We start from the raw sequence: 23,307 nt of genomic DNA, 5'->3' as shown, positions 1-23,307 counted from the left end.
CGCCTATGACAGTTCGGCTTCGATGAGGTCGGCGGCCCGCCGGGTGCCGCCCTCGCCGGCCATCGCCGTGCGGACCGCTTCGGCGCGGGCGGTGACCCCGGGGTCGGCGAGCAGGCCGAGGACGGCCTCCCGGAGGGTGGCCGCGTCCGCCTGCTCCATGGGCACGTGCCGGGCCACGCCGAGGGCGGCCAGCATGTCGGCGTTGCCGAACTGGTCGACGGCCTGCGGGACGGCGACCATCGGGGTGGCGGTGGCGAGGCCCTCCTGGCTGCCGCCGGCTCCCGCGTGGGTGATGAAGGCGTCGGCCTGGCGCAGGATGTCCAGTTGGGGGACCCAGCGGTGCACCTCGATGTTGGCCGGGACCGGGCCCAGTTCGCCCTCGTCGGTGAACTTGCCGATCTGCAGGACGACGTGCCAGTCGGGCAGGTCCCCGAAGGCCTCCGCGCAGGCGCGGTAGAAGGCGGGCTGCTTGGTGAAGGCGGAGCCCAGCGAGACGAGCAGCAGCTTCTTGCCCTCGGCGGCGGCCGGCCGCTCCCAGGTGCCCTGCGTGGCCGAGCGGTCGCCCTGGCAGGCGCCGACGAAGGTGTACACGGACTCGTCCACGCGGTCCGCGTGGGGCTGGAGCGCCTTGGGGATGAGGACGAGGCTGCGGCGCGGGCGGCCCTGGAAGCGGTCGACGTCGTCGCCGAGTCCGTTCTCTCGCAGCCATGCGGCGAATCCGGCGTAGTACGCCTTTCCGCGCTCGGACGCCTTCAGTTCGGCGAACATCGGCTCGGCCACCTCCTCCTCGTACCCCTCCCAGGCGACCAGGTTCGGAGAGAGGGAGACGGCGGGGACGCCCCAGCGGTGGGCGAGGACGGGCGCCGGGTAGGAGGTGATGTCGTGGATGACGAGGTCCGGCTCGTCGCCCGCGAAGGCGGCGGCGAGCTGCGGGAGGGCCTGGACGGCGTCGCGCAGGAAGGGTTCCAGGTTGTCGATGAGCTCGGTGCCCCAGGCCTCGGGCTCGTCGTCGGTGGGGAGGGTGGAGGTGTAGATCACGGGTGTGGCGCCGGTCTCCGCGATCTTCTCGGCGAAGGCGGCGGGGATGGCGTAGCTGACGCGGTGGCCCCGGGCGACGAGTTCCCGGATCACCTCGATGCTCGGGTTCACGTGGCCGTGGGCGGCGATGGAGAACATGGCGATGTGCGCGGGCTTGGCGGAAGTCATGACTCAAGGCTAACGAGACGAAACGTCTCGTGCAACGTATTCCCGCCCGCCACCGGAGCCGGATGGGAGACTTGGCGCATTCACGACGATCCGGATGCGGAGAACCACATGGACGAGGCGCGGGCCAGGGACGTACTGGCAGCCGCCGGCCTGAACGGCGACGGGGCCGCGCTGCTCGCCTTCGGCGAGAACGCCGTCTTCGCGGTCGGCGACCTGGTGGTCAAGGTGGGCCGCGAGGCTGCCCTGCTGGAGCGCGCCGAGCGCGAGCTCGCGGTGGCGGGCTGGTTCGCGGAGTGCGGAGTTCCGGCGGTCCGGGCGGCCGAGCCGAAGCCCCGGCTGGTGGAAGGGCACCCGCTGACCCTGTGGCACCGGCTCCCGGACGCGGTCCGGCCGGCCGGACCCGAGGACCTGGCGGTCCTGCTGCGGCGGATCCACGCCCTGCCCTCGGCGCCGTTCGAGCTGCCCGCGCGGGACCTGCTGGGCGGGGTCGAACGCTGGCTGCGGCTGGCCGGCACGGCCGTCGACCCGGCGGACGCGGCGTACCTGCGGGCACGGCGCGACGCCTACGCCGACGAGATCGCGGCCCTGACCCCGCACCTCCCGCGGGGGCCGATCCACGGCGACGCCCTGCCCCGCAACGTCCACGTGGGCCCGGACGGCCCCGTGCTGGTCGACCTGGAGACGGTGTCGGCCGACCTGCGCGAGCACGACCTGGTGGTGATGGCCCTCCAGCGCGACCGGTACGGCCTGCCCGCCGGGGCGTACGAGGCCTTCACCTCGGCGTACGGATGGGACGTCCGCGACTGGGAGGGCTGCGCCGTCCTGCGGAGCGCCCGGGAGACGGCGAGCTGCGCCTGGGTCTCCCAGCACGCCCCGTCCAACCCGAAGGCGGCCGCCGAATTCCGCCGCCGGGTGGCCTCGCTGCGCGAGGGCGACCGGGAAACCCGCTGGCACTCCTTCTGAGCCCCGGCTATCAAAGGGGCATGCACCTTCCGGTCACCGTCCACCGGGCCCGGCTCGGCCCGCAGGAGTTCACGGTGATCCGCCCGGCCCGCCCGCCGGAGCGCGCGCTGCTCGTCGACGACGACCGGTTCCTGAACGCGTACGTCGACCAGGGCGCGGCGCGTCTCATGGGCGGGCTGTGGAGCCTGGCCGCCTCGTCGCCGCGCGCCCTGGTCCGCCTGCCGCTGCGGCGCTCCGGCGCCTCCCGGGAGGGCGGGGAGCGCCGGCTCGACCTGGTCCTGCTGCACCACTCGCTCCAGTTCGCGCCCTCGCGCCGGAAGGAACTGCGGGGGCGGCTCGGCGCGGGCCGGCGCCGGAGCGCCACGGTCTCCACGGCGCAGCCGGAGATCGACTACGCGGCCCTGCACCACGCGGAGAACCGCGACCTGTTCCACCAGCACGTCCACGCCGAGACGCTGTTCGTGACGGGCAGCGCGAAGGCGTTCCGGGAGACCGCCGGCCTCTTCCACGACGTGGCCGCGCACGGCCCCGGCCGCGGCCACACCGGCGACGGGCACTACTGCGCGCAGCTGCGCCACGGCGACGACAGCGCCCGGGTGATCCACATCGAGTACCGGGGGGCGTGGGACGCCTAGGAGGCCGCGCTCCGCGCGGCGGAGCGGGTCTGCCACTCGCGTCCGATGCTCCGGATCAGCGCCGGGTAGACGCCGAGGTACCGGAAGGGCTTGATGCCCAGCATGTAGAGGGAGCCGAGGCGCCCGTTCGGTTTCACCAGGACGGTCATCTGCCCGTGGTAGCCGCCGGTCCCGTCCGGGACCCAGCTGATGTGCATCGCCCCGTGCATCGTCTTGTTGGCCGTCTCCGCCACCCACTCGTCGTGCGTCTGGTAGACGGAGGTGAACGGCACCGCCTTCAGGTCCGGCCCGCGGGGGCCCTCGCGGAGGTCCGCCGGCAGCCGATCGCGCAGGGTCGGCACCCGGGAGCCGATGCCGTCCGCGGGCTTGTCCCAGCCGAGCAGGGCCCCGAGCTTCCAGCGGAGCGCGAAGAGCGCGCGCCCCACGGGAGACGGGACGGGATCGCCGTCGCCGTTCGCGAACTGGTCCACGAGCAGCGCCAGGTCGTCGGGGCCGCCGGGGGTCGGCAGTTCCCAGACGTCCTCGACGTGGAAGTCGCCGGCGATCTCGTGGATCCGCCAGGGACGGGAGGTGTGCGCGGTTTTCGGGAGTCTCACGAGCAAGCCCCTGTCTATACGATGCCGTATAGAAGAAGGCTAGCACCGATCTATACGGGACCGTATAGATCGGCGGAACGTGAGGGGAGACACACCGTGGGCGTCACCCGCACACCACGCGTCACATGGATCGAGGAGGGACTGCGGGCGCTCGCCGCCGGCGGCCCCGAGGCCGTCCGCATCGAGGCGCTGGCGCAGGCCCTCGGCGTCAGCAAGGGCGGCTTCTACGGGTACTTCCGCAACCGGGGCGCGCTGCTCGACGAGATGCTCGACACCTGGGAACGCGCGGTCGCCGAGGCGGTGATCGAGCAGGTCGAGAGCGGCGGCGGAGACGCGCGGGCCAGGCTGGACCGGCTGTTCGCTCTCGTCGCCTCCATCGGCGACGGGCCGGCGACGGGCGTTCCCCTCGACCTCGCGATCCGCGACTGGGCCCGGCGCGACGAGGGCGTCGCCGAGCGGCTGCGCCGCGTCGACAACCGGCGCATGGACTATCTGCGCTCGCTGTTCAGCGAGTTCTGCCCCGACCCGGACGACGTCGAGGTCCGCTGCATGCTCACCTTCTCGGTGCGGATCGGCAGCTACGTCGTCGCCGCCGACCACGGCACCCACAGCCGCGACGAGGTGATGGACCTGACCCGGCAGTGGCTCCTCCGCTAGACCGCAGCGGGCCGCATGACCAGGAGGCCGAGGCGGCCCGGCTGGTGGCGCGCAGCGCGTCGGCAGACCGCGCCCCCGGCGGGGGCATCGCGTCAGACCCGGTACGGAACCACCGGCCAGGCCCGCTCCACGACCGCCTCGGGATCCGAGGTGCGCCGCAGGTAGCTCTGCAGGGAGGCCGCCTGCTCCGCCGCCGCGCGGACCTGGAGGTCGTGCAGGTCCGCCAGCGCGACCGAGCCTATGGCCGCGTGCCGGGCCCCCATCCGCCGGGCCGCGCGCGCCGCGGCCAGCGCGTCGGCGACCGCGTTGTGCGCCTCGTCGAGGGTGACCCCGTAGTGCTCGCACAGTGCCTGGAGGGTCCTGCGGCCCTTCCGGTACCGGTCCGCGTGCTTGTCCAGGACGAGCGGGTCGATGACCGGCGCGGGCCTGCCCGCCAGCCGCCGGCCCAGCGGTTCGAGCCCGTACCGGCGGCACTCGCGGTCCAGCAGGGACAGGTCGTACCGCGCGTTCATCACGACGAGCGGGGTGCCCGGGGCAAGCTCCCGCACGAGCGCCCCGGTTATCTCCTCGACCGCCGGGGCGGCCGCCGTTCCGTTCGCCCGGGCGTGCTCCGTGGAGATCCCGTGGATCGCCGAGGCCTGCTCCGGAATGGGCACCCCCGGATCGAGCAGCCACGTCCGCTCCCGCGACACCCGCCCGTCCGGCTCCATCGTCACGACCGCGGCCGTGACGATGCGGTCGGTCTCGATGTCGGTCCCCGTGGTCTCCAGGTCGAAGGCCACCATCGGCCCACTGACCCAGCTCATCGCCGAGCCCCCCATGTCGTGCCCCCCATGTCCTGCCCCTCCCCCGTACGCCTTCGGTCAACGGCTTTCAGCCTGCCACGGGCCACTGACAAGCCGTCCGCCGGGGCCGGAGCCGGGCCGGAGCCATGGCGGTCCGGCCGGGGTCACGACACCGGCCGGGAGTCCTCCCACACCGCTTCGAACTCCTCCCGGTACGTCGTGAACAGCCCGTGCTCCGCGTCCTTCGGGACGCCCCGCCCGCCCCCGCGCAGGACCAGCACCGGCGCCTCCATGCCGCGGGCGCGGCGCAGGTACGACTGGACCACCGCGATGCCCGAGGACTGGCCCTCCACCAGGTAGGCCGTGAAGCGCGGGGTCTCGTCGAAGACGTGGATCTCGAAGCGCGAGGGGTCGCGCAGTCCCGCCCGCACCCGGCGGACGTGCAGGATGTTCATCTCCACCGAGCGGCTCAGCTCGCCCTTGCGCAGCCCCAGCTCCCGCTCGCGCCGCTTGACCGCGCTGCTCGCCGGGTTCAGGAACAGCAGCCGCACCCGGCAGCCGGCCTCCGTGAGCCGGACGAGTCTTCGGCCGGAGAAGTTCTGGACCAGCAGGTTGAGGCCTATGCCGATGGCGTCGAGCCGCCGCGCGCCCCCGAAGAGGTCCTCCGCGGGAAGCTGGCGCTGGAGCCGCACCCGGTCGGGGTGGACGGAGATGACGTCGGCGTACCGGTCGCCCACCAGGTCCTCGACGGCGTCGATCGGCAGCCGGTCCGCCCCCGGGGAGCCCGCGCCGCCGCCCAGGACCTCCAGCAGCCGCGCCGAGGCCCGTTCCGCCTGCTCCAGCACGGCCCGCGACAGCGCCCGGTTGCGGGAGACCACGTTCCGGGTGACCTCCAGCTCGTCCAGGGCCAGCTCGATCTCGCGCCGGTCGTCGAAGTACGGCTCGAAGCACGGCCAGTGCTGGACCATCAGCTCCCGCAGCTGCGGGAGCGTCAGGAAGCTCAGCACGTTGTCGTCGGCCGGGTCGAGCAGGTAGCCCTTGCGCCTGCTGACCTCGCGCACGGCCACCGCCCGGTGCACCCATTCCTGCCCGGCGGGCCCGGCCGCGGCCACCACCCAGTCGTCCTCGCCGTGCACCGGCTCGTAGATCGGCCGCAGCACCGCGCCGACCACCGACCGCAGCCGCTGTTCGATCAGGTTCAGCCAGATGTACGCGCGGCCCGCGCGCTGGGCCCGCGTACGGACCTCGCTCCACGCCTCCGCGCCCCAGTCCAGCTCGGCGCCGGCCCGGGCGCTCCCGGCCGCCTGCGGGGCCAGGGACACCGCCGCGGCCGCCGTACCGCCGGGGGCCGCGCCCACGGCGTCCGCCGGGCCACCCTCGTGACCGCTGTCACCAGGGGGCAGCTCCAGACCTCCCGAGCTCACCCGTGCACCGCCTTCTGCGTCTGGACGCCCGTCTCCAGTGATCACGGAAGGGTACTCCGCGCGCACGGCCCGGTGCAGCCCGATGGCCCGTACACCGGCTGCCCGTTGACCCATTATCCGATGCGCAGACAGTCCACTGACCCGCATATCAGGTCTGCGGGTCACCCGGTAGGACCCCTCACAAGTCCCCGCGCGGGCCACCACTTTCGGGGAAGATCTGGCAGTGACGTGGTCCATGCCGGATCAGCCGCAGCAGGACGGGAAGAGTCGTTATCCATGCAAGTCTGGCCTGGACAGGCGTATCCGCTCGGCGCCACTTACGACGGTGCCGGCACCAACTTCGCGGTCTACTCCGAGGCCGCCCGCCGCATCGAGCTGTGCCTCCTGCACGACGACGGCTCGGAGACGGCCGTGGAACTGCGCGAGACGGACGCCTTCGTCCGGCACGCGTACCTGCCGGGCGTGATGCCGGGCCAGCGGTACGGCTTCCGCGTGCACGGCCCGTACGAGCCCGAGCGCGGGATGCGCTGCAACGCGGCGAAGCTGCTCCTGGATCCGTACGCGCGTGCGATCAGCGGCCGCATCGACTGGGGCGAGCAGGTCTACGGCTACCACTTCGGCCGGCCCGACTCGCGCAACGACCTGGACTCCGCCCCGCACACCATGAGCTCGGTCGTGGTGAACCCGTACTTCGACTGGGCCAACGACCGGCCGCCGCGCCACGAGTACCACCACACCGTGCTGTACGAGGCCCACGTCAAGGGCCTCACCATGAACCACCCCGACCTCCCCGAGGAACTGCGCGGCACCTACGGGGCCCTCGCGCACCCGGCGGTCATCGGGCACCTCGCCAAGCTCGGCGTGACGGCCCTGGAGCTGATGCCGGTGCACCAGTTCGTCAACGACCACCGGCTGGTCGACGACGGGCTGAGCAACTACTGGGGCTACAACACCATCGGCTTCTTCGCCCCGCACAACGGCTACGCCTCGGGCGACCGCGGCCAGCAGGTGCTGGAGTTCAAGTCGGCGGTGCGGGCGCTGCACGAGGCCGGGATCGAGGTGATCCTTGACGTGGTCTACAACCACACCGCCGAGGGCAACCACCTGGGGCCGACGCTGTCGTTCCGCGGCCTGGACAACGCCTCGTACTACCGGCTGACGGAGGACCCGCGGCACTACATGGACACCACGGGCACCGGGAACTCGCTGCTGATGCGCTCCCCGCACGTGCTCCAGCTGATCATGGATTCGCTGCGCTACTGGGTCACCGAGATGCACGTGGACGGCTTCCGCTTCGACCTGGCGGCCACGCTGGCCCGGCAGTTCCACGAGGTGGACCGGCTGTCCTCGTTCTTCGACCTGGTCCAGCAGGATCCGGTGGTCAGCCAGGTGAAGCTGATCGCGGAGCCCTGGGACCTGGGCGAAGGCGGCTACCAGGTGGGCAACTTCCCGCCGCTGTGGACCGAGTGGAACGGCAAGTACCGCGACACCGTACGGGACTTGTGGCGCGGGCAGCCGCGCACGCTCGCGGAGTTCGCGGGGCGGCTGACCGGCTCCTCGGACCTCTACCAGGACGACGGGCGGCGCCCGCTGGCCTCGATCAACTTCACCACCTGCCACGACGGTTTCACCCTGCACGACCTGGTCTCGTACAACGAGAAGCACAACGAGGCCAACCGGGAGGGGAACCGGGACGGCGAGACCCACAACCGGTCCTGGAACTGCGGGGTGGAGGGGCCCAGTGAGGACCCGGAGGTACTGGAGCTGCGCGAGCGGCAGATGCGCAACTTCACCGCCACCCTGATGCTGTCGCAGGGCGTGCCGATGCTCAGCCACGGCGACGAGTTCGGGCGCACCCAGGGCGGCAACAACAACGCCTACTGCCAGGACAACGAGCTGTCCTGGGTGGACTGGCCGGTGCCGGGAAAACCTGCTCCCTCGCTGCTGGAGTTCACCCGGCGGATGGTGTGGCTGCGGCGCGACCACCCGGTGTTCCGGCGGCGGCGGTTCTTCCACGGGCGGCCGGTGGAGGGCACGCACGACGAGCTCTCCGACATCGCCTGGTTCACCCCGCACGGCGAGGAGATGCGGGCGCGGGACTGGCAGGCGCAGCACGCTCGGGCGCTGACGGTGTTCCTCAACGGGGAGGCGATCTCCGAGCCGGGCAGCCGCGGGGAGCGGATCACCGACGACTCGTTCCTGCTGATGTTCAACGCGGGGGCCGACCCGCAGGACTTCACCGTTCCGCCGGGTCACGGGGCGCAGTGGCGCCTGATCGTGGACACGGCGCGGCCGGACGTACTGCCACCCGGCACCGGGCCGCAGTATGCGGCCGGGGACCGGGTGGCGCTGACAGGACGGTGTCTGGTGGTGCTTCAGCGCCCCGCGTAGGCGGCGCCGCTCTCTCCGGCCGCGGGGGAGGCGGCCTCTCCGGCCGCCGGGGAGGCGGTCTGCTGGGCCGGGATGAAGGCCTTGGCGGTGTGCGAGCGGGCGGCGGGCACCCTGGTGCACAGGGAGAGCACCAGGGCGAGCGCGGCCGCCCCGACGGACACCGCGAAGGCACCGGAGGGCCCGTACCACTCGGCCATCCGGCCCGACAGCGCCAGTGCGAGGGCCTGGCCGGCCACCAGCGAGCTGGCCGCGAAGGCCATCGACTCGGCGAGCCGGGACGGCTCGACGTGCCGCTCGGTGAGCGCGAACGCGGTGATCAGGTGGGGTGCGATGGCCGCGCCGAGGAGGGTCACGATCAGGTACAGGGCCCACAGGCTGCCGGTGAACAGCAACGGCACGGAGAGCAGCAGCGCGGCGGCAGTGGCCGTGCGCCAGCGCAGCGCCAGCCCGAACCGGGCGGGCAGCACGCCCAGCGCGAGGCCCACCGCGGCGCTGACCACGCCGTTGGCGGCGTACACGATGCCGGCCTGGCCGGGCACCCCCAACTCCCCGGTGAGGGAGGCGATCCCGGCCTGCATGCCGCCGAACATGGCGCCCTGCAGGAAGAGCGAGAAGCGGACGGAGTACACCACCCCGGCGGGCCGGGTGCGGCGCACCCCCTTCGGACGTTCGGGCGCGGGCCCCCCGGCCGTGACGGCGGCGGTCGGGTGGAGCGCGAAGGCGGTGCCGAAGACGGCGACCAGGGCGGCCGCGCCGCCGATGGCGACGGCCGGATGGGCGACGAGGGCGGCCATCCCGACGAGGGCGGGGCCGATGACGAACGAGACCTCGTCCATGGTGCCCTCCAGCGAGTGGACGGCGCCGACCACGCTCTCGTCGGCCTTGGCGCGGTGCGCGAGGGCGACGGAACGGGTCCGGGCGAGCGGCCCGATCAGCGGTACGGAGGCACCGACCACGGCGCCGATCGCGGCGAGCGGGGCGGTGTCGATTCCGCCGAGGGCACCGGCGACGAGCGCGGCGGTGGCCAGGGCGTTGACGGCGGCGGCGGTGAGTACGACGGGCCGCTGTCCGTGGCGGTCGGCGAGCCGGCCCAGGACCGGTCCGAAGACCACCTGTCCGGCGGAGAGGGTGCCACCGACGATCCCGGCGGTGGCGAGGGAGCCGCTGGTCTCCGCGACCAGCAGGACGCTCCCGAACTGCGACATCGCGACGGGCAGTCGGGCGAAGAATGAAACGAAGGGGAGTAGGGGCCCGGTCAGGGCGATGACTTTACGATAGGTGTTGACGGTTCCAACCACTTGATCAACGTTAACCCGGCGCAGTCACCCGGATGCATTGGGTCATGGCACGGAATCCGGCAGGCTGGGTACGTACGTTCTCATGAGCCAGCCCCAGTCATACATTCGACCGGAACCTGATGTTCCGAAACCTGTCGCCCCCGCGTCGCCGACCTCGACCTACCGGCTCCAGCTGCGTCCGGAGTTCCCCTTCGCGGCGGCCGAGGAAGCCGTACCGTACCTCGCCTCCCTCGGCGTGTCACACCTGCACCTCTCCCCGGTGCTGGAGGCCGTGCCCGGCTCCGCGCACGGGTACGACGTCACCGACCACTCCCGGGTGCGGGCCGAGCTGGGCGGCGAGGCGGGGCTGCGGGCGCTGGGCGCGGCCGCCCGCGCGCACGGGCTGGGCCTGGTCCTCGACATCGTTCCGAACCACATGGCGGTACCGACGCCGCTGCGGCTGAACCGGCCCCTGTGGGAGGTGCTGCGGGAGGGGCCGCACTCGCCGTACGCACGCTGGTTCGACATCGACTGGGAGGCGGGCGGCGGGCAGGTGCTGCTGCCGGTGCTCGCCGGGCCGGCGGAGTCCTGCGAGCCGGAGGCCGACGGGGAGGTGCTGCGCTACGGGGACCTGGAGTTCCCCCTGCGGGAGGGCACCGCGGGGCTGGATCCGGCCGGGCTGGCGGCCGCGCAGTGGTACCGGCCGGCCTGGTGGCGGGAAGCCCGCACCTCGCTCAACTACCGCCGCTTCTTCACCATTTCGGAGCTGATCGGGGTCCGCGTGGAGGACCCGGAGGTGTTCGCGGCCACCCACGCGAAGGTGCTGGAGCTGGTCCGGGACGGGGTCGCGGAAGGCCTGCGGATCGACCACGTGGACGGGCTGGCGGACCCGGAGGGGTACCTCCACAGACTCCGGGCGGCGGTGGGCGGCCGCTGCTGGGTGGTGGTGGAGAAGATCCTGGCCCGCGAGGAGCGGCTGCCGCCCGGGTGGCCGGTGGCGGGGACCACCGGGTACGACGCGCTGCACCGGGTGGACGGGGTGTTCACCGACCCGGCGGGCGCCGCCGAACTGGCTGTGAAGTACGGGCAGTTGACGGGCACCGCCCCCTGGGAGCGGACGGCCGAGGAGTGCGCGCGCGAGGTGCTGACCGGCGATCTGGCCGCCGAGCTGGCGGCACTGGAGCGGATGGCGGGGCCGGACCTGGCCACCGCCGTACGGGAGTTGCTCATCGCCTACCCGGTCTACCGGCCGTACCCCGGGGACCCGGAGCCGGCACCTCAGGCCCTCGAACGGGCCGCCGCACGGGCGGGTGCGGGCGCGGCACACGGCGTACGGGAGCTGCTCCTGCGGGATCCCGCCTTCGCGGCCCGCTTCGCGCAGACCTCGGCGGCGCTGCGCGCCAAGTCCCTCGAGGACCGGGCCTTCTACCGGTACGCGCCGCTGCTGTCGGCGACCGAGGTCGGCGGGGACCCGGGGCGCCCTGCGGTGCCGGCGGCGGAGTTCCACGCGTACTGCGCGGAGCTGGAGCGGGACTGGCCGCGCTCGGGGACGGTGCTGTCCACGCACGACACCAAGCGCAGCGCGGACGTCCGCGCCCGCATCTCGGCGCTGTCCCAGACCCCGGAAGCGGTGGGCCCGCTCGGCGGCGCCCCGGACGCGCAGCTCGCGTGGGTGGCCCGGCAGACCGCGCTCGGCCTCGGACCGGTCGCCGGCGCCGCTCCGCGGCTGGCCGGGGCCCTGCTCAAGGCCGCGCGGGAGGCCGGGCTGCACACCAGCTGGACCGAGCGGAACGAGGCCTACGAGGCGGACGTCCCCGGCTACGCGGCGTCGCCCCTGGACCTTCCCCCGCACCTGGCGGAGGCGGCCCGCGCGAACCTGCTCGGCATGACGCTGCTGCACCTGGCGATGCCGGGGGTTCCGGAGGTCTACCAGGGTGCGGAGACCGAGTACCGGGCCCTGGTCGACCCCGACAACCGCCGCCCGGCCGTCTTCCCGCGGGAGGCTCTGGCGCGGCTCGACGCGGGGGCGGCCGCGCAGGACCCGGCCGGGGAGAAACTGGCCCTCACCGCCGCCCTGCTGCGTCTGCGCCGGGACCGGCCGCACCTGTTCACCGGGTACACCCCGCTTGCGGCCCGGGGCCCGGCGGCGGAGCACTGCCTGGCCTTCGCCCGCGCCGGGGGCCTCGTCGCTGTCGCGACCCGCCTCGCGCACCGGCTGGCCGCGGCGGGCGGCTGGCGCGACACCCTGCTGCCCCTCCCCCCGGGCCGCTGGACCCCCCTGACCCCCGGCCCGTCCACCCCGCCCCCGTACGAAGGCCCGACGCCCCTCACCCGCCTCCTGTCCACGAGCCCCGTGACGGTCCTGACCCGCGCCGAGTAGCCGCCACGGCGGGGCCGGATTCGGCCGATGCCGCCTCCTGGGCGCGGCTCAAAGACCCGGGGCTCCGCCCCGTACCCCGCTCCTCAAACGCCGGAGGGGCTGGATTTTGCCGCTGCCGTCCGCCAGGTGCGGCTGGATTGCCCGCCGGGCAAGTCAGCACCGCCGGCGACAACCCAGCCCCGCCAGGGGGCACCTCCCAGCGGTAGCTGGGGGAGTTTGAGGCGCGGGGTCCGGGGCGGAGCCCCAGGAAGCGGCGCCGCGCCGACCCGGCCTCGGCGGAGCCGCCCGGCGGGAGCCCCCTGGCCAGGGGGAAATCCGCGTCCCGGGGAGCAGTAGCCGGCGCCCCCGGCGGGCATGGCATCACATGTGACCCTGCTGCGCGACACCCGCTACCCCACACCGCACGAACTCGCCCTGGCCGCCCGCGCCCTCGCGGACGAGCACCCCGCCCACGCCCGGCTCCGCCAGGCCGGCACCTCCCGCGCCGGGCAGCCCCTCTGGGTGCTGTCCCTCACCCCGACGGGCCGGGGGACCGGCCGCAACGTGCTCGTCGTCGCCGGAGCGCACGCCAACGAGCCCGTCGGCGGGGCCACCGCCCTCGCCCTCGCGCGGCGCCTGCTCCACGACCCCGCGCCCCGGGCCGGCTGCGGCTGGCACTTCCTGCTCTGCGCCGACCCCGACGGAGCCGACCTGCACCGCACGCCCCGCCCCTACTCGCTCCTCGACTACCACCGCAGCTTCTACCGGCCCCCCGGACCCGAGCAGCCGGAGTGGGCTCCGTCCCTGCTGCCCCCGGACCGGCTGCCGCCCGAGACCCTCGCCCTGACCGCGCTCATCGACGAGCTGCGCCCCGTCCTCCAGGTCTCCCTGCACGCGACGGACCTCGGGGGCTCCTGGGTGCAGCTCACCCGGGACATACCCGGCCTCGCCGAGCCCTTCGGGAAATCGGCCGCCGAGCTGCGCATCCCCGTGGAGAACGGGGCCTCGGACGCCGCCGGCTGGCCCTCCCCCGGGCCCGGGATCTTCGTCATCCCGGAGCCGGGGAGCGAGGCCGCCGGGGCCTTCCACCCGGAGGACACCCGGCTCAGCACCTGGTACCACGCGCACCGCTACGACGGCACCACGGCCATCGTCGAAGTCCCCATGTGGGCCTCCGACCTGGTGGACGATCCCGCCCCGCACCCGGACCCGCGCGGCGCCCTGCGGATGCTGGCCGGCCGGCTCACCCGGGACTCCGCGCTCGTGGCCCGCGTACGGGACGGCGCCACCGCCGGGCCGGACCCCGCCGCCGAGGCCCTGCTGCGCGCCGTGGACTGGACGCTCACGCTGATCCCCCGGATCGGCGCCGAGTGGACCGGCGCGGGCGCTCCCCCTGAGGCCACCGCGGCGTACATCGCCGGCATCGACGCCTTCGGGCGGCGCCTGTCGCTGCGCGCCGCGGCGATGCTGCTGCGGGTGCTGCGCGCGCAGGGCCATCCGGCGGCGCCCGGGCTGGACCGGCTGGTCGCGGGGTGGTGCGAGGAGTTCTCGGCCCGGTTCGGGGCCCGCTGGGTGCCGGTGGCCACCCAGGTGGAGCACCAGTCCCGGACCGTCCTTGCGACGTACGAACGCCTCGTGGCGGCCGAGCGGTAGCCCCGGCCGGGGCCCGGCTGGGCCCGGCTCAGGCCCGCGGGGGCCGGTCCACGGGCAGGGCGTACCGCCGCTTGGGCCGCCCGGTGGCGCCGAGCCGGTCGTAGAAGCGGATCGCGCCCTCGTTCCAGTCGGGAGTCTGCCATTCGACGTGGTCGAGGCCGAGCTCGCGGGCCAGGTCCGCCACCGCGTCCATCAGCGCGGCCCCCAGGCCGTGGCCGCGGGCCTCCTCCGCGAGGTAGAGGCAGTCCATGTGGAGGTAGGGCCGGCCGTCCCAGAAGGCGAACTCCTCCGAGCAGGCGGCGTATCCGGCGACCTCGCCGTCCGGGTTCTCCGCCAGCAGCACCCACAGCCGGGCGCCCTCGGCGAAGATCCGCGGGCCGAGCCGTTCGGCGAGTCCCGGCGGGCGCGGCGCGGACTTCTCGTAGGCCACGTGCTCATGGATGAGTTCGACCAGGCGCGGCAGGTCCCCGACGAGGGCCCGCCGGATGACAGGGGTGGGTTCCGGTTCCATGGACGCCATCCTGCGCGGTGCCGCACTGCCGCGCGCCGGCGGGTCCGTACGCCGGTGCGTCCGTACGCCGGCGGGTCCGTACGCCGGCGGGTCCGCGCGCCTACCCCGCCGAGAGCCGGAAGCTCATGTGCCCGAAGCTGACCTGGTCCCCGTCGCGGACCACGGCGGAGCCCGTCACCCGCTGCCCGTTGACCGTGGTCCCGTTGGTGGAGCCCAGGTCCTTCAGCACCCACACCCCGCCCTGCATCCTGAGCTCCGCATGGACCCGGGACACCGTCTCGTGGCTGAGCCGCAGCCCGTTGCCCGGGTCGCGGCCGATCCGCAGGGGCATCGCGCTCGGGTGCGGGAGCAGCAGCTTGGGCAGCTTCTCGGCCGTCCAGGCGCGCCGGATGCCGACGCTCACCGCGGAGACCCGGCCGACCCAGCCGAACAGCCGACCGGTCCACGGGCCTTCGGAAACCGGCCGGGCCTGGAGGTCCGCCGTGAGGACGGCGAGGTCTTCGGAGCGGCGTGCGACCAGGGCGAGTTCCATCCGGCGCAGGAACGTGTCGTGGGACAGCTTCCCGGAGGCCGCGCCCTCCCGGAGCTGGCCCAACGCCCGGTCGCGCTCGGCATCCGAGAGCCGTGGCACGGGGTAGGCGGGGAACTCAAAACTCGACGTCACAGGGTGATTGTCGGCCCGTCGGGGGCGGAGTGTCCAGAACTCCCCCGCCGCGCCCGGAATGATGGGCACGATACGCATGCTGGACACCGCCGGAGACGAGGGGACCCGTCCGTGCAGTTCGAGGTGTGGGCACCGCTGACAGGTCATGTCGCCTTGCGACTCGACGACGCGACGTACGACATGGCGCGCGATCCGGTCCGCGACGGCTGGTGGACGGTGGAGGCGCCGGCCGGGGACGGGAGCCGCTACGGGTTCCTGCTGGACGGCGCCACCACCCCGCGGCCGGACCCCCGCGGCCGGCGGCTGCCGGACGGCCCCGACGGGCTGTCCGCGGTGGTCGACTTCGAGGCGCTCGCCCCGCTGCGGACCCCGCCGCCCCGCACCCGGCTCCAGGACGCCGTCCTGTACGAGCTCCACATCGGCACCTTCACCCCCGAGGGCACCTTCGACGCGGCCGCCGCCCGCCTCGGGCACCTCACCGCCCTCGGCGTCACGCACGTGGAGCTGATGCCGGTGTGCTCCTTCCCAGGCCGGCACGGCTGGGGGTACGACGGGGTCGCCCCCTGGTCGGTGCACGAGCCGTACGGGGGCCCCGCCGGGCTGGCCCGGTTCACGGAGGCCGCGCACGCGGCCGGGCTGGGCGTGGTGCTGGACGTGGTCCACAACCACCTCGGCCCCTCCGGCAACCACCTCCCCGCCTTCGGCCCGTACTTCACCGACACCCACCACACCCCGTGGGGCGCGGCGGTGAACCTGGACGCGCCCGGCTCCGACGAGGTGCGCGCGTACCTCCTGGGCAGTGCGCTGGCCTGGCTGCGCGACTACGGGATCGACGGGCTGCGGCTGGACGCGGTGCACGCGCTGGCCGACGACCGGGCGCTGACCTTCCTGGAGGAACTGGGCGCGGCGGTCGACGAGTTGGCGGCCGAATCCGGTCGGCCGCTGTTCCTGATCGCCGAGTCCGACCGGTGCGACCCGCGGACCGTCACCCCGCGCGCCGGCGGGGGCCTGGGTCTGCACGCCCAGTGGAACGACGACTTCCACCACGCCCTGCACTGTGCGCTGACCGGTGAATCCCAGGCGTACTACGCCGACTTCGCCGCGGCCCCGCTCGCCGCCCTCGCGAAGACCATGACCCGGGCGTTCTTCCACGACGGGACCTGGTCCTCCTTCCGGGGGCGCACCCACGGCCGCCCGGTGGACTGGCGCCGGACCCCGGCCCACCGCTTCCTCGGCTACACGCAGACCCACGACCAGATCGGCAACCGGGCGCTCGGCGACCGGCTCTCCGCCTCGCTCTCCCCCGGGCTGCTGGCGTGCGCGGCGACCGTGGCGCTGACCGGGCCGTTCGTGCCGATGCTGTTCATGGGCGAGGAGTGGGGGGCCGGGACGCCCTGGCAGTACTTCACGGACCACCCGGACCCGGAGCTCGCCGAGGCGGTACGGGCCGGGCGGCGCCGGGAGTTCGCGGCGCACGGCTGGAAGGCCGAGGAGATCCCGGACCCGCAGGACCCGGCCACCCGGGAGCGCTCCTGCCTGGACTGGTCGGAGCCCGGACAGCCCCCGCACGCCCGCCTGCTGGACTGGTACCGCACCCTCGTCGCGCTCCGCCGCACCCACCCGGACCTGCGCGACCCGGACCTGGCGGCGGTCCGGGTCGCGCACGACGAGGAGCGGCGCTGGCTCACCTTCCGGCGCGGCGACGTCCGGGTCGCGGTGAACCTGTCCCCGGAACCGGTGACGATCGCGCTCGGCCGCAACGGGGTGCGGGTGCTGGCCGCCTGGGAGCCGGCCGAACACCCGGGCCCGGACGGGCGGATCCACGTACCGGGGGAATCGGCGGTCGTGCTGGGCCCGTAGACGCTGTCCGGGCGATCCCGCCCGTCGCCGCCGTGATTCCCACGGACCGCCGCCGCCCCGAACGGCATGAGCATGCCATCGATAGCACCAGACGACCGCCGCGCGACCGAGGGGGACCAATGCGTCATGCCGATCAGCCCGTCCTGAAGCCACTGGGGCCTGATGATCCGTCCGAGGTCTCCGGCTACGAACTCCTCGCCAGGATCGGCGAGGGCGGCATGGGCTCGGTCTATCTCACGCGTACCCGGGGCGAGCAGCCGGTCGCGCTGAAGCTGATCCGCCGCGAGTTCGCCCAGGACGCGGCCTTCCGCGCCCGCTTCGAAGCGGAGGTCCAGGCCGCCCGCCGGGTGTCCGGCTACCACATCGTGCCGGTGCTGGACCACAACATGAACGGCGACCAGCCCTGGATCGCCACCTCCTACGTCCCCGGGCTCGCCCTCGACGACGCGCTCGCCGCCTTCGGCCCGTTGCCCCTTCCCGCCTCCCTCCAGCTCGTCGGCTGCACCGCCCGGGCCCTGGTGTCGGTGCATGCCGCATCGGTCATCCACCGCGATCTCAAGCCCAGCAACATCCTGCTCGGCTCCCAGGGCCCCTGGGTCATCGACTTCGGCATCGCCCGCGCCACCGACACCACGCAGCTCACCCAGACCGGCGGCTTCATCGGCACTCCCCAGTACATGTCGCCCGAACACGCACTGGGGAGAAGGGTCACCCCGGCCACCGACGTCTTCGCCCTCGGACTGATCGCGGCCGTCGTGGCGACGGGTCGCCACCCCTACGGCGACGGCTCGGGCCTCTCCATCGCCGCCCAGATCGCCAACACGCAGGCGCAGCCCCCGGACCTGAGCGGCTACCCGGACCAGCTTCGCCCCCTGCTCCAGGCATGCCTGGCCGCGGACCCGGCCGCCCGGCCCACCCCCACCGCCCTCGCCGACTGGTGCCGGCAGGTGTCCGGACGGCAGCTCTCCGACTTCACCGGCTGGCTGCCGCCCCAGCTCACCGCGGAGATCGCCCGACGCGAGCAGGAGGCTCTGCGGCCGCCACGGTCGCGGGCGCGGAACCTCGCACAGGACCGGCCGGGGCCCGTTCCCCTGGCCAAGCCGCAGCAGCAGGCGTACCAGGCCGCGTACGTTCCGACCCAGGCGGCGCCCGGCCCTGACAGCCGGGCCCACCAGAGCGCGTACGCCCCGACCCAGGCAGCCGCCCCGCCCACCCAGCCTCCCGCGCACGCCCCGCACGTCCCGCCGGCCTCGGGGACAGGGGGCGACCGGAAGGCGGTGCTCATCGGCGGCGCCGTCGTCGCGATGGCCCTGATCGCGGGCGCCGTCGTCTGGACGCTCGACCGCGACGGCGGCGAGAAGGGGTACCGGGCCGCCGAGCAGAGCAAGGCGATCTCGCTCACGCGCGAGAGCTTCCTCGACTTCGTCGACCTCGACAAGGGATACCCCCGGTCGAAGTACGACGACAACGAACTCTCCCTGTCCAGGAGCACGTTCGCCTTCACCGGCGAAGGCACGTGGGGCAAGAGCGCCGGAACCACGCCGGAGCAGTGCGCGGACGGAATGAACAAGAACCAACTGCCGAAGGAGATCACGGTCGACAAGATGTACGGCGACTCCGCCGCCCTCGTCCGAGGCGACCTTCTGTGTCTTCGGACGTCCGGCGGTTATCTGGCGATGCTGAAGATCACCGAGGTTGTCACTCGCCAGGACGACCTCAACGACGATCGCCTCGCGACACCCGACTACAAGGCGGAACTGACCCTCTGGGAACCTCCGTCGTAAAGCTCGCCACTCGGCGTCCACCTTCCGCCGGACCTTCCACCAGCCGGTGATCAACCCCGTCCCGGCCGCGGTGATCCGGACCGGGTCTTCAGTCGGTCCCCGAGTCCTCGAGCGCGAGTTGCCGGCGGTACTCCTCCCACGACGGCAGCCGCATCGGCGGCTCCGTCGGGCTGGCTTCTCGCGTCTCGAACTCCGCCGGTACGCGGCGCCGCTGCAGCTCGTCGAACGCCTCCATCGCCAACGCATCCACGGCATCGGGATCCGCGTACCGCCTACCGTCGATGACGAACGTTGCGGACCAGTCGTCGCCGTCCTTGATCCAGACGACACAGATGTCCCGATTCGCGTCACTCACCAGCGATCCTCCCCTGTTTCCGCCAACCCATCGCACCACCGCGGCCATCGGCCCCCGGGTGGCCGGGCCGGGCAGACGCGTCCGGTGACGCGAACGGCACCCGGCGTGGTTCCCATGCGCGGGGTGTCTTGCCGATCAGGCCCGATCGACAAGACACCCCCTGGTCACTCCACGACGGCCAGCTCGCGCGGGGCGTTGTTGAAGCTCCGCGAACCGTCCTCGGTGACGGTCACGATGTCCTCGATGCGGACGCCGAACCGGCCGGGCAGGTAGATGCCCGGCTCCACGGAGAAGCACATGCCGGGGACGAGCGGCTGCTCCTCTCCTTCGACCATGTACGGGGGTTCGTGCGTGGTGACGCCGATGCCGTGGCCGGTGCGGTGGATGAAGCGGTCCCCGTAGCCGAACTCGGTGATCACCGCGCGGGCCGCCCGGTCCACGTCCTGGCAGGTGGCCCCCGGGCGGACCGCCGCCACCCCGGCCCGCTGGGCCTCGCGGACGATGTCGTGGACGCGCTGCTCCTCGGCGGTCGGCTCGCCCACGTGCACGGTGCGGGAGATGTCGGAGCCGTAGCCGTACCGGAGGCCGCCGAAGTCGAGGACGATCATGTCGCCGTGCCGGATGACCCGTTCGCCGGCCTCGTGGTGCGGGTTGGCGCCGTTGGGGCCGGAGCCGACGACCGTGAAGTCGACCTGGGAATGGCCGTGCACGCGCAGCAGGGCGGCCAGGTCCTCGGCGACGTCGGTCTCCCGGCGGCCCGCGAAGGGCACGTGGAGGATCTGCTCGTAGGCCGCGTCGGCGGCCTGCCCCGCCGCGGCGAGGCGCTCCAGTTCCCGGTCGTCCTTGACCGCGCGGAGCATGGGCAGGGAGTCGGTGAGCGGCACGTAGGAGGTGGCGGGCAACTCCCGCTGGAGGCGGAGGAGGTGCAGGGCCCAGGTGTTGTCGCTGACCCCGAAGCGGCCGGCGACGTCCAGCAGCGCGGCGGTCACGGCGTACGGGTTCTTCCCGTCGGTCCAGTCCCGCAGGGTCAGCGCGGGGGCCCCGGCGGCCTTGGCGGCGTCGGGGGCCTCCAGCGCGGGGACGACGAGCACCGGGTCCTGTCCGGCGGCCAGCACGAGCAGGGTCAGCCGCTCCGTCTCGGCGGTCGGGCGGTAGCCGGTGAGGTGGGCGAGGTCGGGCCCGGGGGCGATGAGCAGCCCGGCGAGCCCCGCGTCGGCGGCGGTCTGCGCGGCGGCGGCCATGCGGGCGGAGTAGTCGTCGGCCGTGAAGGGGGCCGGGCCTTCGGTTGCGGCGTCACGTGTCATACGGGCGATCCTGCCGTCAGCCGCGCGGCGAGGGCAGCGGCCGCGCCGGTCGGGGTGCCCGGCGAGAGGAGCTCCGTACGGTGCACCAGGCGCGGCGCGGACAGCGGTACGGCGACCCCGGCGGCAGTCTCGGCAACGCGGCGGGGCAGCAGGACGAGGCCGTGCCCGGCCGCGGCGAGGGCGCACAGGCCGTGGAGGTCGGTGCCGTCGTAGCGCAGGGCCGAGCGGGCGGCGGTGAGCGGCGGGGCGCACAGGGCGGGGGCGTCGAGCCAGCGCGCGTCGACGAGGTCGTCCAGCCGGAGGGAGGCCCGCCGCGCGAAGGGGTGTCCGGCGGGCAGCAGCACCGCGACCTCCTCCTCCCCGACCCCCGTCACCGTGAGCGGGGCCACGTCGGGCAGCCGCAGCGGATCGCTCGGCGCGGCCGGCCCGTCGACCAGGCCGAGGTCGCAGCCGCCGGTGGCGACGGCGGCGGGCACCTCGGCCGGGGGCAGGATTCTGAGGGTGACCCCGGTGGCGGGCAGGGCCGCCAGCAGCCGGGGCCCCACGGAGAGGGGGGACGCGGCGAGGGTGACCCGCCCGGGCGGGGCTGCGGCCAGCCGGAGCACGTCGGCGCGCGCGGCGTCGAGCCGCAGCAGCAGCGGTCCGGCGTGCTCCAGCAGCCGCGTCCCCGCCGCGGTCGGCGCCACGGGCCGCCGCGTCAGCAGCTCGGTCCGCAGGTCGGCCTCCAGGCCGGCGATGTGCTGGGAGACTGCCGACTGGGTGTAGCCCAGCTCCCGGGCGGCGGCGGAGAACGAGCCCAGCCGGACGACGGCGACGAAGGTACGGAGCAGGTGCGGATCCATGGCCCCAGCATGCCGCGCGCCCTGCGGGCAGCCCGCCGAACCCGCCCGCCCCCGGGGTCGGGTGTGCGGCGGGGCGCCCCCGCAGGGCTCCGAACTGGGCCCCCTCGGGGCGGCGGGCCGGCGTGCCGCTGCGCGGAGCCGTCCCCTACCCGCCCTTCCTCCCCCAGCTACCGCTGGGAGGTGCCCCCGGTTCCCCGGGCTCCGCCCGGACCCGCCCTGGGGGCATCAGCAGTGCTTATCGACTGTGCAGGAACCATCGTTGGCGGTGAAGTGGCCTCCCGCCGCAAGATGATCCGCATGACCACCGCACACACCGCGCGGATCGCCCTCGTCGGCGACCGCTCCCCGCACGTGAAGTCCCACACCCGCATCCCGCTGCTCCTCGACGCCCTCGCCGCTCGCGACGGCCTGGTGCTCGACGCCTACTGGATCCCGACCGGCGACGCCGGGGCCGAGGCCGCCGCCGGGACGCTGGGCCGCTTCGACGCCGTGTGGGTGCTGCCCGGCAGCCCGTACGCCAGCGAGGCCGGGGTGCTGGAGGCGATCCGGGTGGCCCGGGAGGAGGGCATCCCCTTCCTCGGAACCTGCGGCGGCTTCCAGCACACCCTGCTGGAGTACGCCCGCACGGTGTGCGGCCTGACCGGCGCCGCGCACGCCGAGAACGACCCCGGCGCGGCGGACCCGCTGATCACCCCGCTCGCCTGCTCGCTCGTCGGGCACGAGGGACTCGTACGGGCCGAGCCCGGCTCGCTCGCCGAGTCCGCGCTCGGCGCGGAGCGGTCGATGGAGCGCTACCACTGCAATTACGGCCCCGAGCCCCGGCACCTGCCGGCCCTCGCCGCGCACGGGCTGCGCCTGTCGGGCCGCGACGAGGACGGGCAGGTGCGCATCGCGGAGCTGTCCGGGCACCCCTTCTTCCTGGCCACGCTGTTCCAGCCGGAGCTCCGGGGGGACGGGTCGGTGCCGCACCCGATCGTCCGGGCCCTCGCCGTGGCCGCTGTGACCCACGCCACCGCCGCCGCCGGGGCCGCCGCCGTGGCGGAATAACCTGTCGCAGGACCACCCCGCTGATCGGCTATGCTGTGCATGCACATCGAACGGGTGGTCCGCCGCCCTTCGTGGTGGGTGTAGCTCAGTTGGTAGAGCACCTGGTTGTGGTCCAGGTGGCCGCGGGTTCAAGTCCCGTCACTCACCCTGATCCCGTGGGGTACGAGGTTTCCTCGTGCCCCACGGGCTTTTTCGTTCTAGGCGCGGAGGAAGGCTTCCACCTCGGTGGCGAAGGCCACGGGGGTCTCGTGCGGCGGGTAGTGGCCGGAGCCGGGGACCGTGACGATGCGGCAGTTCGGGTACCAGGCCTGCCACGTGGCCCGCATCACGTCCGCGGTCAGCGCGAGGTCGTACTCCCCGACCAGGACCAGCACCGGGACGGTGTTCCCCTTCACCGCGGCGGACAGGTCCAGCGGCTGCCAGCTCGCGAGGTACCCGGCGAAGGCCTCGGGGCGGGAGACGCTCAGGGAGTGCTCGACCATGCGGTCGAGCCAGTGGCGGCTCGCGCGGTTGCCGGTGACCAGGTCGAGGATGGCCCGGCGCTTGGCCGGGTCCTCGGCGGCGCCGTAGAAGAGGGCGTGGGTCGCGTCGTCCATCTCGTACGGGGCGGCCGGCACGGGCGTGAGCCCGATCAGCTTCTCCACCCGCTCGGGGGCGCGCACCAGGACCTGCTGGACCGCCTTGCCGCCCATGGAGTGGCCGAGCAGGGAGAAGGTGTCCCAGCCGAGCTCGTCGGCCAGTTCGAGGACGTCGTCGGCGATCTCGGGGAGGGTGTGGCGGCCGGGGACGTCCCGGCGGTCGCCGTAGCCGCGGTAGTCGAGGAAGGCGTACGAGAACTCCTCCGGGTCCAGGTAGTCCAGTACGGAGCCCCAGTTGGCGGAGGTGCCGAACCAGTCGTGCAGCACGACGACGCGGACGGGGCCGGTGCCGATCCTGCGGTGGGCGATGGCCATGCGTTCTCCCTCGGTGACGGGGGTGGAGGAGCCGACGCCGT

At 74.0% G+C, this 23,307-nt stretch carries 20 protein-coding genes and 1 tRNA gene; 10 read left to right on the top strand and 11 right to left on the bottom strand.

All coding sequences use genetic code 11. The features are described 5' to 3' along the window. Nucleotides 1-3 precede the first annotated feature (3 nt). Nucleotides 4-1,206, bottom strand: coding sequence for a macrolide-inactivating glycosyltransferase (mgt, locus tag AB0O21_RS10605; protein WP_365168826.1), 1,203 nt, complete (start codon nt 1,204-1,206; stop codon nt 4-6). A 108-nt stretch (nt 1,207-1,314) separates the two neighbouring features. Here mgt and AB0O21_RS10600 point away from each other — a divergent pair, with 108 nt between their 5' ends. Further along, a complete protein-coding gene (locus AB0O21_RS10600) occupies nt 1,315-2,169 on the top strand; it encodes an aminoglycoside phosphotransferase family protein (RefSeq protein WP_365168823.1) in 855 nt (284 codons plus the stop codon). 20 nt (nt 2,170-2,189) lie between these two features. Continuing rightward, nucleotides 2,190-2,804 (top strand): hypothetical protein, encoded by a 615-nt coding sequence (locus AB0O21_RS10595; protein ID WP_365168820.1) that lies wholly within the window; start codon nt 2,190-2,192, stop codon nt 2,802-2,804. On the opposite strand, the gene AB0O21_RS10590 is transcribed toward AB0O21_RS10595, so the two are convergent. After that, nucleotides 2,801-3,400 carry a DUF2867 domain-containing protein gene (locus AB0O21_RS10590; protein WP_365168817.1) on the bottom strand — a complete coding sequence of 200 codons (600 nt, stop codon included), beginning with the start codon at nt 3,398-3,400 and terminating at the stop codon, nt 2,801-2,803. The two genes, AB0O21_RS10595 and AB0O21_RS10590, sit on opposite strands and share 4 nt — an antisense overlap. A gap of 96 nt (nt 3,401-3,496) precedes the next feature. Between AB0O21_RS10590 and AB0O21_RS10585 the strand changes: the two genes are divergently transcribed. Further along, entirely contained in the window at nt 3,497-4,057 is a 561-nt protein-coding gene (locus AB0O21_RS10585; RefSeq protein ID WP_365168815.1) for a TetR/AcrR family transcriptional regulator, read from the top strand. A 92-nt stretch (nt 4,058-4,149) separates the two neighbouring features. Here the strand turns inward: AB0O21_RS10585 and AB0O21_RS10580 are convergent, their stop codons facing one another. Together AB0O21_RS10580 and AB0O21_RS10575 are read right to left on the bottom strand one after the other, a co-directional pair. Then, a complete protein-coding gene (locus AB0O21_RS10580) occupies nt 4,150-4,863 on the bottom strand; it encodes an exonuclease domain-containing protein (protein WP_365168812.1) in 714 nt (237 codons plus the stop codon). A gap of 143 nt (nt 4,864-5,006) precedes the next feature. Beyond that, a complete protein-coding gene (locus AB0O21_RS10575; protein WP_365168810.1) occupies nt 5,007-6,266 on the bottom strand; it encodes an SAV2148 family HEPN domain-containing protein in 1,260 nt (419 codons plus the stop codon). 276 nt (nt 6,267-6,542) lie between these two features. Between AB0O21_RS10575 and glgX the strand changes: the two genes are divergently transcribed. Continuing rightward, nucleotides 6,543-8,657 (top strand): glycogen debranching protein GlgX, encoded by a 2,115-nt coding sequence (gene glgX / locus AB0O21_RS10570; protein ID WP_365168807.1) that lies wholly within the window; start codon nt 6,543-6,545, stop codon nt 8,655-8,657. Here glgX and AB0O21_RS10565 read toward each other — a convergent pair. After that, nucleotides 8,642-9,955, bottom strand: coding sequence for an MFS transporter (locus tag AB0O21_RS10565; RefSeq protein ID WP_365168804.1), 1,314 nt, complete (start codon nt 9,953-9,955; stop codon nt 8,642-8,644). The two genes, glgX and AB0O21_RS10565, sit on opposite strands and share 16 nt — an antisense overlap. Nucleotides 9,956-10,037: 82 nt before the next feature. Here AB0O21_RS10565 and treY point away from each other — a divergent pair, with 82 nt between their 5' ends. After that, entirely contained in the window at nt 10,038-12,314 is a 2,277-nt protein-coding gene (treY, locus tag AB0O21_RS10560) for a malto-oligosyltrehalose synthase (protein WP_365168801.1), read from the top strand. Nucleotides 12,315-12,680: 366 nt separating this feature from the next. Then, complete coding sequence (locus AB0O21_RS10555) at nt 12,681-13,946, top strand: M14 family zinc carboxypeptidase (protein ID WP_365168875.1); 1,266 nt, start codon at nt 12,681-12,683, stop codon at nt 13,944-13,946. A 28-nt stretch (nt 13,947-13,974) separates the two neighbouring features. Here AB0O21_RS10555 and AB0O21_RS10550 read toward each other — a convergent pair whose 3' ends face one another. Both AB0O21_RS10550 and AB0O21_RS10545 read right to left on the bottom strand, forming a co-directional pair. Continuing rightward, nucleotides 13,975-14,457: a GNAT family N-acetyltransferase gene (locus AB0O21_RS10550; RefSeq protein ID WP_365168799.1), complete on the bottom strand. Its 483-nt coding sequence runs from the start codon at nt 14,455-14,457 to the stop codon at nt 13,975-13,977. A gap of 100 nt (nt 14,458-14,557) precedes the next feature. Then, on the bottom strand, nt 14,558-15,121 hold the full coding sequence (locus AB0O21_RS10545) for a DUF1707 and FHA domain-containing protein (protein WP_365168796.1): 564 nt from the start codon (nt 15,119-15,121) through the stop codon (nt 14,558-14,560). A gap of 111 nt (nt 15,122-15,232) precedes the next feature. Between AB0O21_RS10545 and treZ the strand changes: the two genes are divergently transcribed. Both treZ and AB0O21_RS10535 read left to right on the top strand, forming a co-directional pair. Continuing rightward, on the top strand, nt 15,233-16,981 hold the full coding sequence (treZ, locus tag AB0O21_RS10540; protein ID WP_365168793.1) for a malto-oligosyltrehalose trehalohydrolase: 1,749 nt from the start codon (nt 15,233-15,235) through the stop codon (nt 16,979-16,981). A gap of 119 nt (nt 16,982-17,100) precedes the next feature. Next, the gene (locus AB0O21_RS10535; protein WP_365168791.1) at nt 17,101-18,765 is read left to right on the top strand and encodes a serine/threonine-protein kinase; all 1,665 of its coding nucleotides are present in this window, start codon (nt 17,101-17,103) and stop codon (nt 18,763-18,765) included. A gap of 88 nt (nt 18,766-18,853) precedes the next feature. Here the strand turns inward: AB0O21_RS10535 and AB0O21_RS10530 are convergent, their stop codons facing one another. The 3 genes from AB0O21_RS10530 to AB0O21_RS10520 all read right to left on the bottom strand — a co-directional run bounded on the left by AB0O21_RS10530 (nt 18,854) and on the right by AB0O21_RS10520 (nt 21,266). Continuing rightward, nucleotides 18,854-19,120: a hypothetical protein gene (locus AB0O21_RS10530; RefSeq protein ID WP_365168788.1), complete on the bottom strand. Its 267-nt coding sequence runs from the start codon at nt 19,118-19,120 to the stop codon at nt 18,854-18,856. Nucleotides 19,121-19,284: 164 nt separating this feature from the next. Beyond that, nucleotides 19,285-20,424, bottom strand: coding sequence for an aminopeptidase P family protein (locus AB0O21_RS10525; RefSeq protein ID WP_365168785.1), 1,140 nt, complete (start codon nt 20,422-20,424; stop codon nt 19,285-19,287). Next, entirely contained in the window at nt 20,421-21,266 is an 846-nt protein-coding gene (locus AB0O21_RS10520) for a LysR family transcriptional regulator (protein WP_365168782.1), read from the bottom strand. Before AB0O21_RS10520 ends, AB0O21_RS10525 begins: the two co-directional genes overlap by 4 nt. A 297-nt stretch (nt 21,267-21,563) precedes the next feature. Between AB0O21_RS10520 and AB0O21_RS10515 the strand changes: the two genes are divergently transcribed. Together AB0O21_RS10515 and AB0O21_RS10510 are read left to right on the top strand one after the other, a co-directional pair. After that, a complete protein-coding gene (locus AB0O21_RS10515; RefSeq protein ID WP_365168779.1) occupies nt 21,564-22,313 on the top strand; it encodes a hypothetical protein in 750 nt (249 codons plus the stop codon). Nucleotides 22,314-22,387: 74 nt separating this feature from the next. Then, nucleotides 22,388-22,460, top strand: a tRNA-His gene (locus AB0O21_RS10510). Between the two features lie 50 nt (nt 22,461-22,510). Here AB0O21_RS10510 and AB0O21_RS10505 read toward each other — a convergent pair. After that, a complete protein-coding gene (locus tag AB0O21_RS10505; RefSeq protein WP_365168776.1) occupies nt 22,511-23,266 on the bottom strand; it encodes an alpha/beta hydrolase in 756 nt (251 codons plus the stop codon). Between the last annotated feature and the right edge of the window lie 41 nt (nt 23,267-23,307).

The sequence above is a fragment of the Streptomyces sp. NPDC091371 genome (assembly GCF_040684275.1).
Taxonomy (GTDB): domain Bacteria; phylum Actinomycetota; class Actinomycetes; order Streptomycetales; family Streptomycetaceae; genus Streptomyces.
Note: the sequence above shows the minus strand (reverse complement) of the source record. Positions and strands in the feature narration are given on the sequence as shown.